The sequence below is a fragment of the Massilia sp. Se16.2.3 genome, from assembly GCF_014171595.1.
Lineage (GTDB): Bacteria > Pseudomonadota > Gammaproteobacteria > Burkholderiales > Burkholderiaceae_D > Telluria.
This window is the reverse complement of record NZ_CP050451.1, coordinates 4,931,364-4,944,398: the sequence shown is the minus strand read 5'-3', so window position 1 is coordinate 4,944,398 and position 13,035 is coordinate 4,931,364. Positions and strand designations below refer to the sequence as shown.

Below are 13,035 nucleotides of genomic sequence, written 5' to 3'. Positions count from 1 at the left end.
TCCGAAAGTCAGTCAGAACTCAGCCGATCAGACGAAGGAATCCTCGCCCTTGCCACCCAATACGATCTGTCCTTCGTCCGACAAGCGGCGCACGATTTGCAGAATCTGCTTCTGCTGCGCTTCCACTTCCGACAAACGGACCGGGCCTTTCGACTCCAGGTCTTCGCGCATCATCTCGCTGGCGCGCTGGCTCATGTTCTTGAAGATCTTTTCGCGCAGGTCCTGCGAGGCACCCTTCAGGGCGATGATCAGCATTTCCGACTGCACTTCGCGCAGCAGCAGCTGGATGCCGCGGTCGTCGATGTCGATGATGTTGTCGAACACGAACATCTCGTCCATGATCTTCTGCGCCATGTCGTTGTCGTAGTTCTTGATGTTTTCCATCACCGAGCTTTCCTGCTCGCCAGCCATGAAGTTCAGGATCTCGGCCGCGGTGCGCACGCCGCCCAGCGAGGACTTCTTGATGTGCTCGTTACCCGACAACAGCTTGGTCAGCACGTCGTTCAGTTCGCGCAGGGCCGCCGGCTGCACGCCGTCGAGCGTGGCGATACGCAGCACGACATCGTTGCGCAGGCGGTCGGTGAAGTGCGACAGGATCTCGCAGGCCTGGTCGCGTTCGAGGTGGACCAGGATGGTGGCGATGATCTGCGGGTGTTCGTTGCGGATCAGCTCCGACACCGATTGCGAATCCATCCACTTCAGGCTTTCGATGCCCGAGGCGTCCTTGCCGCCGAGGATGCGGTTGAGCAGCACGGCGGCCTTGTCGTCGCCCAGCGCTTTCGTCAGCACTTCGCGGATGTATTCGTCCGAATCGAGGCCGACGGTGGAATGGGCATCGGCTTCGTCGCGGAAGGCTTCCAACACGCTGACCACCTGCTCGTGCTGCACCGATTTCATCGCCGCCATCGCCGCGCCCAGTTTCAGCACTTCGCGCGGGCCGAGGAATTTCATCACCTCGGCCGCTTCTTCCTCGCCCATGGCCAGCATCAGGATTGCCGCCTTGGTCACGCCGTCCTTGTCCTTGTCGCTCATTCCGAACCCACCCATGCCTTGATTACGTTTGCCACGATGCGCGGATCATTCTTCGCCATCTCTTTTGCCATCGCCAGGTTGGCGCGGTAACTGCGCTCCCGCGGTGCTTCTTCTTCCTCGACCGGCATGCCGTCCGGCCCCAGCACCCTGCCGGCCGAGTCCAGCTCGACGACGGCGTCCTCGTCCTCGTCTTCCTCTTCCTCTTCCGGCATCGCGGTCGCCTCGTCGAACTTGTGCATGACAGGGCGCAGCAGCGGCCGCAGGATGCGGTAGTACAGGAAGGCGATCGCCAGGGCGATCAGCAGGTACTTGCCTACTTGCATGGCCAGCGGCAGGTTCGATGGATCCTTGTACCAGTCCGGACCGTTCTCGTCCGGGCGGTCGATGCCGTCGAAGGGTGCGTTCGCCACGTTCATGGTGTCGCCGCGTGCCTGCGAGTAACCCATCGCCTGCTTGACCAGTTCGTTGATCTGGGCCACTTCGGCGGCTGCCAGCGGCTTGACCGTGATCTTGCCGGTGTTCGGATCGACCGAGCGGCGGTAGTTCACCACCACGCCCACCGTCAGGCGCTTGACGCCGCCCATCGGACGCTGCTCGTAGCGGATCGTCTTGTCGACTTCATAATTCGTGGTGGCGTCCTTGCGGCTGGGACCCGTCGTCGTCTGCGGTGCGGCACCCGGCGCGCCGCCATCCAAGGGAGCGACTGCCACGCCCGGCGGCTGGTTCGACAAGGCGCCCGGCACGCCGCTCGGCGCACCGGTGGTGGCGCCCGTTTGCTCCGAGCTCTGCTGGCTGCGGATGGCCTGCGGCTCCGGTGCCGAATTCGGCTTGTACATCTCGGCGGCGGTGTCCACTTGCGCGAAGTCGATCTCGGCGGTGGCTTCGGCGCGCACGTTGCCCTTGCCGACGATCGGCGTGATCAGGGACTCGACCTGCTTGATGATGTTCTGCTGGACCTGCTCGACATATTTGAGCTGGGTGGCATCGAGCTGCTTGTTGAGGCCATTCTGCTTCGGCTGTTCCGACAGCAGGTTGCCGTTCTGGTCGACGACGGTGACGTTGCCGATGGTGAGTTCAGGGATGCTCGAGGCCACCAGGTGGACGATGGCGCTGACCTGGCCCGGATCGAGGGCGCGGCCCGACTGCAGGTTCAGCAGCACGGAAGCGGTCGGCTTTTGCTGGTCGCGCACGAACACGGACGGTTTCGGCAGCGCCAGGTGCACGCGCGCGCCGGCGACGGAACCGAGCGACTGGATCGAACGGGCCAGTTCGCCTTCGAGCGAACGCTGGTAATTGACCTGTTCCAGGAATTGCGACACGCCCAGCTTCTGGTTTTCCATCAGCTCGAAGCCGACATTGCCGCCTTTCGGCAAGCCCTGCGAGGCCAGCTTCAGGCGCAGGTCCGGCACCTGCTCGCTTGGGACCAGGATCGCGGTGCCGCCTTCGGAAAACTTGTACTTGACTCCCATCTGGTCGAGTGCCGCGGTAATCGCGCCGCCGTCCTTGTCGCTGTAGTTGGCGTAGAGGACGCGGTAGTCGGGGGTGCTGCTCCACAGCCAGATAGCAGCGACGATCGCCAGCACGGCCGCCACGCCACCGCCGATGAGCACGTTACGGCCCATGGTGGTCTTGAAGAACGGTTGCGGAGCAGCAGGAATGTCGAGCAGTTCGTCGGCGGTTGCGGCCATGTTGTTGTCCAGGAGGAGTGAATTCAGTTCGGAATGGGGCGAGTCAAGGCAGAATTATGGAGCTCCAGGGCAACATTCAAATGGGGGAACAGGGGGTGGTTTCCCCTCCTGCTCGACGCAAAATGTTGCCGCGACACTGGTAATCTGACAGCCTGAAACCGGTCCCGTACAGCGGTACGGACCAGCAAGGCATAACAGGAGAACCCATGAACGTAGGCGGAATCGACAGCAGCCGGATCGAATCGATGATGGCGCAGCTGAAAGCGGCGGCAACCAGGCCGGCCGCGCCTTCGCTGGGCGCAGGCGCTTTAGGCGGCCTCGGCGGGCCTGGCGCCGCGCCTGGCGTGGGCGTCAACGAAGGCGCTTCGAAGGTCAGCTTTTCCGATGCGCTCAAGACTTCGCTCGAGAAGGTGAGCGAATCGCAGAACAAGGCCGAAGAGCTTGGCCAGCGCTTCGCCATGGGCGACGACAGCGTCAGCCTGTCGGACACGATGATCGCCATGCAGAAGTCGAGCATTGCCTTCCAGGCCACTGTGCAGGTGCGCAACAAGCTGGTGTCGGCGTATCACGAGATCATGAATATGCAGGTGTGATCCTGCAGCACTGTCGTAATGAAAACGGGCCGCGATTCCATTAGGAACGCGGCCCGTTTTCATTGTTGGCGGCGATGCATTGTAGGGTGGGCACTCGTGCCCACGCGGTACGTCGCCTGGTCATTGGCTCAGTCGCTCCGAGCGATACCGGTGGTGCACAACCGTACGACCGCGTGGGCACGAGTGCCCGGTGAAACCGCCGTCAAGGCCACTGGCCTCAACGGCCCCTACGAACTACAAAACCTACCCCCGCAGCCGAGCATTCCGTTCGCGCTCGAGCTTGGTGATATAGCGCTGCACAGCCGCCGCGTTCGCCCGCGAAATATCGACGAACATGCAGCCGATCCGGCGGCTGGTCTTGTTGTTGAGCATGGTGACGTCCAGCGCGTTGCGCACCTGCAGCGAAGTAGTAACGGTGCCGATCTCCGGCAGCTCGATGCGGCAGCCTGTGAAGGTCTGGCCCATCGTCGAATTCAGGACCATGCGGTTGTCGAGCAGGGCGACGCCGCCGCAGCTGATGTCGGCCAGCGGAAAGGTGGCGTTGCCGCCACCGAGTTCGAGCGGCATCGGCAGCAGGGCCGGGACCGGGGTCGTCAATGGCGTGGCCATGCGGTAGAACTCGCGCCGCTGCAGGCGAAACAGCGTCGCAGGAATGTCGGCCACCAGAGCCGGGCCGCCCTCGTATTCGACTTCCTGTACCTTGTCAATGGAAAACAGGATGCGGATCTTGTCGAGATAGGTTTCGCAGGTCAGGCCGCTTGCGGCCAGGATGCGGCGGTTCTGGTCCGGATCGATCGAGCGGTCGAGAACAAACCTGCCCTCGTCGTCATCGACGTCGAGGACCGAAGTGACGCAGACGTCGCCCTCGCCCTTGATCTTCATGCGAATCAACTGCTTGTGTTCGCCGATCTGGCGCAGCAGTACGACGATCTCGCGGCGCGACCCCACTTCGAAGTCGTGCCAGTTTTCCAGTTCCGCGTCATGTAGTGCTTGCATCTTGTTCCGCCGATAGTGCAGGTAAGGCTGCTGGTGAGCCAGGGTGGTCGATGTGGAGCGCGCTGTCGGGAGGCGCCAGGAGGGGTTGGCCAGATTGTTGCGCTGACTCAATATGATATAGCCAGGCTAACAGTTCCGCAATCGCGCGGTACAGGCCCGGTGGGATCTGGCCGTCGAGATCGACGTCCATCAGCAACGATACGAGCTCCTTAGATTCGTGGACGAAGACGCCGGCTTCCTGGGCCCGTTCGATGATCTGCTCGGCCACCAGGCCGCGGCCCTTGGCAACCACGGTCGGCGCGTTCGATCCGGCGGCGTAGGCGAGGGCGACGGCGCGCTGCTGGCGCTGGGGAGGGACTCGTTCATGCGTCGTCCCGGTTCCTGCCGACGGTCCTCGATACGCAGCGCCGCCAGCTCGCTGCCGGCGGCTGCCAGCGCGTCCTGCAGGCGCGGCGCGGCCTGGCGCAGAAGCGCCCCGGCTGCGGGCGCCGCCTGCAGTTCGATGCGCAACCGGCCCGCACGCAGCGTGACGGCCGCTTCCACTTCGCCCAGCGCGGCAAAGCGCAGGCGCAGGCCGCTGTGCCAGCCCGGGCCGTCGTTCTCCTGGCCGCGCTCGCCGGGCTCGGCCTCGCCATCCTCGCGCCGGATCTCCCAGCGCATGGCCTGGCCCGGGCCGAGCTGGCCCTGCCAGGCGAGCTGGCCATGTTCATGGGTATGGAGTTGCTGGTTGATCAGGCGGGCGCTGGCCGGGTCAAGCGCCGACGTGCCCGGCGCGCGCTGCGCCTGGGGTTCGCTTATCAGTTCAGACAGGGGACGCTTGCCTTCGGCCCATTCGGCCAGGTGCGATTCATAGAACAGGCCGCTGGCGGCGACGGTGTGCTGCAGCTGCTTTGCCAGCTGCGCCGGGTCTGGCGCGTTCGATGTTGCCGGCAGCAGCGGCGCCGCACCTTTGCAGGGCAGGAGTACCCTCCTTGCCGGTGCCTTGCAGTACCTGCGCCAGCAGGCGCGCGGCGGGACTGAGCTCGGCTGTCTGCGGCTGGCCGCCCATCCGGGCGAAGGGCACACTGGCCGCGGCGACACTGGCCGCCAGCGAGGCCGCATTCGCGTTCAAAGGCAGCAGCGTGCCCTGCAGGCTGGCTTCGCCCAGGCCGAAGGTCGGCTGGGGCGAGGCCGCCAGGACGGTCATCGTGAGTTGGGCGCCGGACTGGGTGCCGGGCGGCAGCATCATGCGCACCGGCGCGTCGAGCACGCGGGTCATGAAACTGCCGTCGTTCATGCGCCCCAGCACCGTGACCGGCAGCCGGCTGCCGAGCATGGTCGCGAGGCTGCGCTGGAATTGTTCGAGGCGAGGATCGCCCAGGCGTTCGGCCGGCGCCACCGGCTGGGCCGGCAGCGGAGCGCCGACGGCGGGGCTGGAAAGGCGCTCGACCATGAAGCTTGGTCGCTCAGACGCTGCCGTAGGCGTTGTTCAGGCGGCGCTGGGTACCGGAGTTGTTGATCAGGGCGGACAGGTGGGCCATCCACGGCATGGTCAGGTCGCGGATGCGGCGGTCGTCGGCGAGGATGCGCTTGATGCAGTCGATCTTGATGCACAGGTTCGACGGGTTCAGCTGGACGGCCGCTTCCTCGCGCTTGAGCACGTTCACGTGCAGCGTGCACTCCTGCTCGAGGACCACCAGGTGGTCCCAGTCGCCGGCTTCGGCGGCGGCAAGCATCTGCCCGGTCAGGTCGGCCACGGCGGCGTATTCGGACAGTACTTCCTGGCCGGTCATCATCATGCGCTCGCCATCACGGGATACTGCGACATGGCATCCGCGGGCGCGGCCGGCTTTTCACCGATCTGGGTCCAGGCGTCGCGCAGGTCGGTCAGCAGGGTCTGCACTTCGTCGAGCAGCGCAGCCTTGTTCTGCAGGTTGGCCATCAGCAGGCGTTCGGTCATGTAGACGTAGAGCGCGTCGAGGTTGCGGGCGATGTCGCCGCCGGCCTTCTTGTCGAGGCTGGCGCGCAGGCCGTTGTTGATGATGTCCAGGGCCTTCGAGATGGCGGCGCCGCGTTCGGCGATATGGCCGGCCGCCATGTGGTTGGCGGCGCTCTTGACGGCGACCAGGGCGCCGTCGTACAGCATGACGATCAGTTTATGGGGCGAGGCGGAAATCACCGAGGTTTCCAGTCCTACTTTGGCATAGGCGTTGACGCCGCGCTGCATCGATCCAAACATCGTGAACCTCCAAATACTTCATGGCCGGGAAGCAGGCGCCTGGCGCCATCGCTCCCCCAATAAATTGTGTGCTGCAGCTGGTCGGGGCGGCGTTGCTGCCGCGGTGCCATTCTTCAGCGTGGGTAGTTTACTGGCTTAACGGCAGCTTCTAACCGGACTTGAGAGTGGGGAATACCCGGCTTTTTCCGGTTTTGTCATCCGGACAAGGAAATGCGGCGGCAAGGGTAGACCGTGTGGAGGATGCCGGAGGGGTGCGGCGCGCAGCCGCGCAGGACGAGGCGGCTGCGCAGTCAGTCGTTTCTCGGCTGCTGGCGGCGTTCGTGATGACGCCGCAGTGCGGGCGAGGCAAGCGCGCGCGCCAGGATCGAGCGGGGGACATTGCAGGTGTCGAGATACTTCAGGGCGAAATCCACCCCGCGTATATCGACCAGGTACAGAGCATATTCAGCCGTCAGGGCCGTTTGCTCGTCGGTTCTTCGTTGCATCATAACGCCTCGGATATCCACACGCAGCGCTCCAGCCCCCTGGGCCGCAACAAGCTGCGTTGGCATAATGATATCCAGAGCGCCCATGCGTGCGTTCCGCTGATTTGTGAGGAATTGTTTCCGTCGTAGGACTGTCCTAGTAGGACAGACCCGAAAAACGCATTTATGCCCCCGCCGCACGCTTGGAAAGGACGCCACGCGCCGGCGCGTCGACGAGATAGCGGCCGGCATCGGCCCCGCCCAAGGGGCGCGCATACAGGTAGCCCCGGGCCTGGGTCGCAGCCGGTGGCGCGCAGGGCTGCGGCCTGCGCCGCCACTTCGACCCCTTCGGCCACCACGCGCAGGTTCAGGCTGTGGTCCATGGCGACGATGGCGGCGACGATGGCGCGCGCATCGCTGCTGTGCACCATGTCGTGGACAAACGATTTGTCGATCTTGAGCTTGTCGATCGGCAGGCGCTTGAGGTAGCCGAAGCTCGAGTAGCCGGTGCCGAAGTCGTCGATGCTGAGCGTGACCCCGAGGGCGCGCAGGCGGTGCATGATGGCCAGGCTGCGCTCGGGTTCGGCCATGGACACGCTTTCGGTCAGTTCCAGCTCCAGCAGGCCCGCGCGCAGGCCGGCCGTGCCCAGCAGCGCCTCCACCGGGGCCACCACGTCGCCCTGCAGGAACTGGCGCGCCGACAGGTTGACGGCCACCGGCACCTCGGGCAGGCCGGCATTGCGCCAGGCGACCATCTGGGCAATGGCGGTGCCGACGATCCATTCGCCGATCGGCACGATCAGGCCGGTTTCCTCGGCGATCGGCACGAATTCCTCTGGCGACACCACGCCGTATTCCGGATGGCGCCAGCGCAGCAGCGCCTCGAAGCCGGCCAGCCAGCCGCGCTGCAGGTCGATCTTCGGCTGGTATTGCAGGAACAGTTCGCCACGCTCGAGCGCGCGCCGCAGCTGGCTCTCGAGCGCCATGCGCCGGCCCAGTTCCGTGGCGCTGGCCAGGCGAGAAATGCTCGATGCGCGCGCCGCCCAGGCTTTTGCATGGCGCATCGCGGTGGCCGCATTGCCGAGCAGGCTGTCGGCATCGTCGCCATCCTGGGGAAGCGGGCAAAGCCGATGCTGCAGGTGATGGCGACTTCCTTGCCGGACCAGCTCACGCTGTGGTTGACCTCGTGCATCAAGCGGTTCAGGCGCGTTTCGAGTTCTGCCGGCGTGCCGGGCGTCCCGATCAGGAGCGCGAATTCGTCGTTGCCGGTGCGCGCCAGCATGTCGCCGGGGGCGAGTTCGGCTTCCAGCGCGCGCGTCACCGCCACCAGCGCGGCGTCGCCGGCCAGGTGGCCGAGCGCCTCGTTGATGCGCTTGAAGCGGTCGATGTTCAGGCAGGCGAGGGCGGCCGTGCCGCTGGTGCCGCGCCACTCGGGCATGCGGTCGCGCAGCGTGCAGCAGTGCCTGGCGGTTGGCCAGGCCCGTGAGGGTATCGTGGGTCAGCAGGAATTCGACCTGGCCAGCCGCCGCTGCCAGCTGGGTGCCCGAGCCGCGGGATTGCAACTGTTCGTGCAGCTGCTGCGCGGCCCGCGCCAACTGGCGGTGGTAGATCAGTTCCTCGACCATGCGCGCCAGCTCGTGCATTTCCTCCAGCTCGGCCTCGCCGATCTCGCGCGGCTTCGTGTCGAGGATGCACAGGGTGCCCAGCTTGGCCCGCTCCACCGAATACAGCTGCACGCCCGCATAAAAGCGCACGTGGGGCTCGCCGAGCACGATCGGGTTGTCGGCAAAACGCGGGTCGCGGCTGGCGTCCGGCACCACCAAAGGCTGGTCGGTGAGGATGGCGTGGCCGCAGAACGAGACGTCGCGCGAGGTGTACTGGGCGGCAAAGCCGCAGCGCGACTTGAACCACTGGGTGTCGCTGCCGACCAGCGAAATCAGCGCGGTCGGCACATCGAGCAGCTTGGCGGTCAGGCGGGTGATGCGGTCGAAGGCTTCCTCCGGCCCGGTACCGAACAGGCTGGTCGCATGCAGCGCGGCCAGCCGCGACGCTTCGTCTACCGGGATCTGAGGTGTCATCATGGGCGCAAGGGCCAGCCGCATCGCCGATACGGCTGTGATCGTGAATTACTTTGCATTACGCCAGAAGCGGGCGGATTTTGCAAATGGCGCACAATTGTAAAATCGCGTGCCCGTGCGCCCGGGCGGTGCCGGGACTAGGCCTGGGTTGCCAGCGCGTCCTTCACGGCGTCGATCACGCCGGCCCAATCGCCCGGCTTGTCCTGGCGGAACAGGCGCGCGTCCGGGTACCACGGCGAGTCCGTGCGCACGGTCAGCCAGCGCCAGTCGGCCACCTGCGGCAGCATCACCCACAAGGGCTTGCCGCCGGCGCCGGCCAGGTGGGCCACGCTGGTGTCGACCGCGATGACCACGTCCATCAGTTCGCACAGGGCGGCGGTGTCGGAAAAGTCGTTCAGGTGCGCGTCCATGCGCACTACCGGCGAGGCGTCGAGGGCGTCGCGGTCGGCGTCGCGGTATTCCTTCTGCAGCGAGACGAACTGGCAGTCGAGCTCCAGCAGACGCGCCAGCAGTGCAAACGGGATACTGCGGTTGTGGTCGTTGGCGTGCTGGGCGTTGCCGCTCCAGACCAGGCCGACGCGCGGCCGCGTGCGCGGGCCCGGGCGTGCTTCCCACTCGGCCAGGCGCGCAGGCTCGGCCTGCAGGTAGCGGCGCATCGCCGGGATCGAAGCGAGCTCGGTGCCAAAGGCGAGCGGCAGCGACATCAGCGAGCTGTGATAGTCGAAAGCGGGCAGCGCGTCGCCCTTGGCGATGACCTGGTCGACGCCGGGGAGGCCCGCCAGCAGGCCGCGCAGCGGCTTCTGCACTTCCAGCACGACATGCGCGCCGCGCGCCTTGACCATGGCGGCGTAGCGGCAGAACTGCAGCGTGTCGCCCAGGCCCTGTTCGGCCCACAGCAGGATGGTCTTGCCGGCCAGCGATTCCTGGCCGCTCCAGTCAGGCGCGGTGAAGTCGCGCTTTTCGGCATAGCAGCTCAGCACTTCGTTATTCCAGCGCCACTCGTAGCCGCGCCAGCCGTCGAGCAGGTTCCCGTATTGCAGGTTCAACAGCGCGCGGTTCCAGTGCGGCGGCGCGTAGCCGGGATGGATGGCGATGGCCTTGTCGAAGCAGCCGAGGGCATCCTCGTAGCGGCGCAGTGCCTCGTAGGCGTTGCCGCGGTTGTTCCAGGCGGCGGCGCTGTCGCCCTTCAGTGCCAGCACGAGGTCGTAGGCGGCCAGGGCCTCTTCGCTGCGGCCCATGTCCTGCAGGATGTTCGCGCGGTTGAGCAGGCCATCGGTGTATTCCGGGTCGATGGCGAGGGATGCGTCGAAGGAGGCCATGGCTTCCTCGAGGCGGCGCAGGCGCTGCAGCGCGATGCCGCGGCCGTTGTAGGCCGACGTGAGCGTGCTGTCGAGTGCGATGGCGATGTCGAGGCTTTTCAGGGCGCTGTCCATCTTGCCCAGTTCGATCAGCAGGTAGCCGAGGCTGACGCGGAACACGGCCGAGCCGGCATCGAGCTCCACCGCGCGCTGGTAGTTCTCCAGTGCTTCCCCGCGGCGGCGCAGGTGGCGCAGCACGTTGGCGCGGCCGTGCCAGCCTTCGGCCGCCTGCGGGAAGCGTTCCAGCAGGGTGTCGTAGGTGTCCAGTGCCTCGTCGAAGCGGCCCAGCGTGCGCAAGGCCTTGGCGTAATTGATGCCGGCGTCGGGATAGTCCGGGTGCCGCGTGCGTGCCAGTGCATAGGCGTCCAGCGCCTCCTCATGGCGGCCTTCGTCCAGCAGGATGTTGCCGCGGTTGTTGAGGGCTTCGGCATGGCTTGGGTCGAGCGCCAGCGCGCGCTCGCAGGCGGCCAGGGCTTCCTCGTGCCGCTTCAGTTCCAGCAGTACCGAGGCGCAGTTGTTCCAGACAGCGACATCGCGCGGTGCCAGTTCGAGCGCACGGCGGTAACTCGCCAGCGCCTCCTCGTAGCGCTTCAACTGCTGCAATACATTACCGCGGTTATATAGTGCATCGACATTGCCCGGCGATAGCGCCAGCGCCTGGGTATAGCTCTGCAGGGCGGAGGCGTGCTCGCCGATCGCCTTGAAGATATTGCCGAGGTTGCTATACACGGAAGAGACGTTCGGATTCACGCTGATCGCCTCGCCCATGAATTGCAGGGCCAGTTCGTGGTTGCCGCTCTGGTAACCGAGGATGCCGATGTGGTGCAGCGTGTCGAAATGGCGCCCATCGCGCGCCAGCGCGGCTTCGTACTGGGCAAAGGCGGCGTCAAGCTGCCCCTTCTGGTGCGCGGCGAGGCCGGCGGCGAACAGGCGGTCTGCCGGAGTTTGCTTCTTCTTCATATAAGACGGGCTTTCGCTGGGTACGCCCCTCCGACAGGAGCTCGGCGTGCGTACGGGTTCGATGCGGCAGTATCCGCAGGGTAGGCCACAGTGTAGTTCGACAGTGCCAAGGGGCAAGGGAAGAACAAAAGGGGAAATTGCCGCTAAATATTTCTCTGGCGCTGCCGTGAACAGGCCTGTTGCATCAGAGAAGTCAGCAGTCGCGGTTCCGATGCAAAATTGCTCACAAAAAATTTTTTGAAGAAATTCCTCAAGGTTTTGCAAGGGGTTCCGTTAAAGAATACAAGCGAGCGGGAAACGAAAAACGCGACGCAAGAAATCAACCAAACCCTGATAGCAGCACTAACACCGAACTGCCCACTGGAGAATGACCATGTCGACGATCAATACCAACCTGTCCTCGCTGAACGCACAACGCAACATCAACAAGTCGTCCAACGAACTGTCCACCTCGATGCAACGCCTGTCGTCGGGCCTGCGCGTCAACAGCGCCAAGGACGACGCTGCCGGCATGTCGATCGCCACGAAGATGGATTCCCAGATCCGCGGCATGTCGCAAGCTTCCCGTAACGCCAACGACGGCATCTCGATGATGCAGACCGCCGACGGCGCACTGTCGAACATCTCGGACGCACTGCAGCGTATGCGTGAACTGGCTGTCCAGGGCGCGAACGCCACGAACGGCACCGAAGAATGGTCGAACATCGACACCGAAATCAAGGCACTGAACACCGAAATCGGCCGTATCGCTTCGGACACCAAGTTCAACGGTAATGCCCTGCTGACCGCGACCGCCGTGTCGAAGGACATCCAGGTCGGCGCCGACTCGGGCCAGAAGATCACCGTCAGCTTCGGCGCCAACACCGCCTACGCCGGCCTGCAATCGACGGCTGTCGCCGTCAGCGACGTGACCAGCGCATCGGCCGCCATCAGCGCCATCGACGGCGCCCTGAAGGCCCTGAACACCGAGCGCGCTTCGCTGGGTACCGCGCAGAACCGCATGGGCTACGCCATCAGCAACCTGGCTACCTCGGTCGAGAACCAGTCGGCAGCAAAGAGCCGCATCACCGACACCGACTACGCTTCGGAAACCAGCAAGCTGAGCCGTGCGCAGATCCTGCAGCAGGCCGGTACCGCGATGCTGGCCCAGGCCAACTCGGCACCGAACAGCGTGATGTCCCTGCTGCGCGGCTAATCGATCGGTATAATCGACCGGTTCCGGTTCGAACGATGACTATGCGGGGCACGGCCCCGCATAGTCATTCATAACGAGGTGTTCCGATGCTGCAACCTGTAAATGCTGGAAACCCTTCGGCCGTCGCTGGCAACAGCGCACGGCCGCTTGTCGATGGCGCGGCGAAAGCGGGCGCGCCGGCGGCGGTCGCACCCGGCATGCCGGTCCAGGCCGGCAAGAAAGCCGAACATATCGAGCTGGGCAATGCTGTTGCCGACCTCAACAAGGTAGCCCAGGCCGCGTCGCAAGGCGTGCGCTTCTCGATCGACGAAGACACGGGCCGCACCGTGGTCAAGGTGGTCGACACCCAGACCGACAAGGTGCTGCGCCAGATCCCGACGATCGAGGCCTTGAAGCTGTGGCGCTCGATCGAGCAAATGCAAGGCGTAATGTTGCGCGACAAGGCGTAAGGCG

General features: G+C 65.1%; 12 protein-coding genes and 4 pseudogenes. 3 read left to right on the top strand and 13 right to left on the bottom strand.

The features are described from left to right. Positions 1 to 27: 27 nt before the first annotated feature. Positions 28 to 1,032: a flagellar motor switch protein FliG gene (fliG, locus tag G4G31_RS22655; protein ID WP_182991890.1), complete on the bottom strand. Its 1,005-nt coding sequence runs from the start codon at positions 1,030 to 1,032 to the stop codon at positions 28 to 30. After that, a complete protein-coding gene (fliF, locus tag G4G31_RS22650; protein WP_182989486.1) occupies positions 1,029 to 2,720 on the bottom strand; it encodes a flagellar basal-body MS-ring/collar protein FliF in 1,692 nt (563 codons plus the stop codon). The genes fliG and fliF overlap by 4 nt, the downstream gene beginning before the upstream one ends. A 206-nt stretch (positions 2,721 to 2,926) precedes the next feature. Between fliF and fliE the strand changes: the two genes are divergently transcribed. Beyond that, a complete protein-coding gene (gene fliE, locus G4G31_RS22645) occupies positions 2,927 to 3,313 on the top strand; it encodes a flagellar hook-basal body complex protein FliE (RefSeq protein ID WP_182989485.1) in 387 nt (128 codons plus the stop codon). A 243-nt stretch (positions 3,314 to 3,556) separates the two neighbouring features. Here the strand turns inward: fliE and G4G31_RS22640 are convergent, their stop codons facing one another. From G4G31_RS22640 to G4G31_RS22600, 11 genes and pseudogenes are all read right to left on the bottom strand, one after another. Then, positions 3,557 to 4,309 carry a flagellar brake protein gene (locus G4G31_RS22640; protein ID WP_182989484.1) on the bottom strand — a complete coding sequence of 251 codons (753 nt, stop codon included), beginning with the start codon at positions 4,307 to 4,309 and terminating at the stop codon, positions 3,557 to 3,559. Then, positions 4,293 to 4,649 (bottom strand): annotated as a pseudogene (locus G4G31_RS22635) (EscU/YscU/HrcU family type III secretion system export apparatus switch protein); the annotation flags it as partial. The pseudogene G4G31_RS22635 and the gene G4G31_RS22640, both read right to left, overlap by 17 nt. A 98-nt stretch (positions 4,650 to 4,747) precedes the next feature. Further along, positions 4,748 to 4,969: pseudogene (locus G4G31_RS27185) on the bottom strand (flagellar hook-length control protein FliK); the annotation flags it as partial. A 187-nt stretch (positions 4,970 to 5,156) separates the two neighbouring features. After that, positions 5,157 to 5,741 (bottom strand): hypothetical protein, encoded by a 585-nt coding sequence (locus G4G31_RS22625; protein ID WP_182989481.1) that lies wholly within the window; start codon positions 5,739 to 5,741, stop codon positions 5,157 to 5,159. 13 nt (positions 5,742 to 5,754) lie between these two features. Beyond that, positions 5,755 to 6,087, bottom strand: coding sequence for a flagellar protein FliT (locus G4G31_RS22620; protein ID WP_308601039.1), 333 nt, complete (start codon positions 6,085 to 6,087; stop codon positions 5,755 to 5,757). Beyond that, positions 6,084 to 6,527, bottom strand: a complete 444-nt coding sequence (gene fliS, locus G4G31_RS22615; protein WP_182989480.1) for a flagellar export chaperone FliS — start codon at positions 6,525 to 6,527, stop codon at positions 6,084 to 6,086. Before fliS ends, G4G31_RS22620 begins: the two co-directional genes overlap by 4 nt. Positions 6,528 to 6,817: 290 nt before the next feature. Next, positions 6,818 to 7,012 carry a hypothetical protein gene (locus G4G31_RS22610; protein ID WP_182989479.1) on the bottom strand — a complete coding sequence of 65 codons (195 nt, stop codon included), beginning with the start codon at positions 7,010 to 7,012 and terminating at the stop codon, positions 6,818 to 6,820. Beyond that, positions 7,012 to 7,902: pseudogene (locus G4G31_RS29555) on the bottom strand (EAL domain-containing protein); the annotation flags it as partial. The pseudogene G4G31_RS29555 and the gene G4G31_RS22610, both read right to left, overlap by 1 nt. Continuing rightward, complete coding sequence (locus G4G31_RS29550; RefSeq protein WP_374011332.1) at positions 7,791 to 8,429, bottom strand: GGDEF domain-containing protein; 639 nt, start codon at positions 8,427 to 8,429, stop codon at positions 7,791 to 7,793. The gene G4G31_RS29550 and the pseudogene G4G31_RS29555, both read right to left, overlap by 112 nt. Positions 8,430 to 8,667: 238 nt before the next feature. Further along, positions 8,668 to 9,069 (bottom strand): annotated as a pseudogene (locus G4G31_RS29545) (GAF domain-containing protein); the annotation flags it as partial. A 137-nt stretch (positions 9,070 to 9,206) separates the two neighbouring features. Next, positions 9,207 to 11,387 (bottom strand): tetratricopeptide repeat protein, encoded by a 2,181-nt coding sequence (locus G4G31_RS22600; protein ID WP_182989477.1) that lies wholly within the window; start codon positions 11,385 to 11,387, stop codon positions 9,207 to 9,209. Positions 11,388 to 11,760: 373 nt separating this feature from the next. Between G4G31_RS22600 and G4G31_RS22595 the strand changes: the two genes are divergently transcribed. Further along, entirely contained in the window at positions 11,761 to 12,582 is an 822-nt protein-coding gene (locus G4G31_RS22595) for a flagellin (RefSeq protein ID WP_182989476.1), read from the top strand. Positions 12,583 to 12,668: 86 nt separating this feature from the next. After that, positions 12,669 to 13,031 (top strand): flagellar protein FlaG, encoded by a 363-nt coding sequence (locus tag G4G31_RS22590; RefSeq protein ID WP_229425201.1) that lies wholly within the window; start codon positions 12,669 to 12,671, stop codon positions 13,029 to 13,031. Positions 13,032 to 13,035 lie beyond the last annotated feature (4 nt).

What these genes read in the sequence shown, in the direction of transcription:
- fliG (WP_182991890.1), bottom strand. Translation starts at nt 1,032, where the DNA reads ATGAGCGACAAGGACAAGGACGGCGTGACCAAGGCGGCAATCCTGATG.
- fliF (WP_182989486.1), bottom strand. Translation starts at nt 2,720, where the DNA reads ATGGCCGCAACCGCCGACGAACTGCTCGACATTCCTGCTGCTCCGCAA.
- fliE (WP_182989485.1), top strand. Translation starts at nt 2,927, where the DNA reads ATGAACGTAGGCGGAATCGACAGCAGCCGGATCGAATCGATGATGGCG.
- G4G31_RS22640 (WP_182989484.1), bottom strand. Translation starts at nt 4,309, where the DNA reads ATGCAAGCACTACATGACGCGGAACTGGAAAACTGGCACGACTTCGAA.
- G4G31_RS22625 (WP_182989481.1), bottom strand. Translation starts at nt 5,741, where the DNA reads ATGGTCGAGCGCCTTTCCAGCCCCGCCGTCGGCGCTCCGCTGCCGGCC.
- G4G31_RS22620 (WP_308601039.1), bottom strand. Translation starts at nt 6,087, where the DNA reads ATGATGATGACCGGCCAGGAAGTACTGTCCGAATACGCCGCCGTGGCC.
- fliS (WP_182989480.1), bottom strand. Translation starts at nt 6,527, where the DNA reads ATGTTTGGATCGATGCAGCGCGGCGTCAACGCCTATGCCAAAGTAGGA.
- G4G31_RS22610 (WP_182989479.1), bottom strand. Translation starts at nt 7,012, where the DNA reads ATGCAACGAAGAACCGACGAGCAAACGGCCCTGACGGCTGAATATGCT.
- G4G31_RS29550 (WP_374011332.1), bottom strand. Translation starts at nt 8,429, where the DNA reads ATGCCCGAGTGGCGCGGCACCAGCGGCACGGCCGCCCTCGCCTGCCTG.
- G4G31_RS22600 (WP_182989477.1), bottom strand. Translation starts at nt 11,387, where the DNA reads ATGAAGAAGAAGCAAACTCCGGCAGACCGCCTGTTCGCCGCCGGCCTC.
- G4G31_RS22595 (WP_182989476.1), top strand. Translation starts at nt 11,761, where the DNA reads ATGTCGACGATCAATACCAACCTGTCCTCGCTGAACGCACAACGCAAC.
- G4G31_RS22590 (WP_229425201.1), top strand. Translation starts at nt 12,669, where the DNA reads ATGCTGCAACCTGTAAATGCTGGAAACCCTTCGGCCGTCGCTGGCAAC.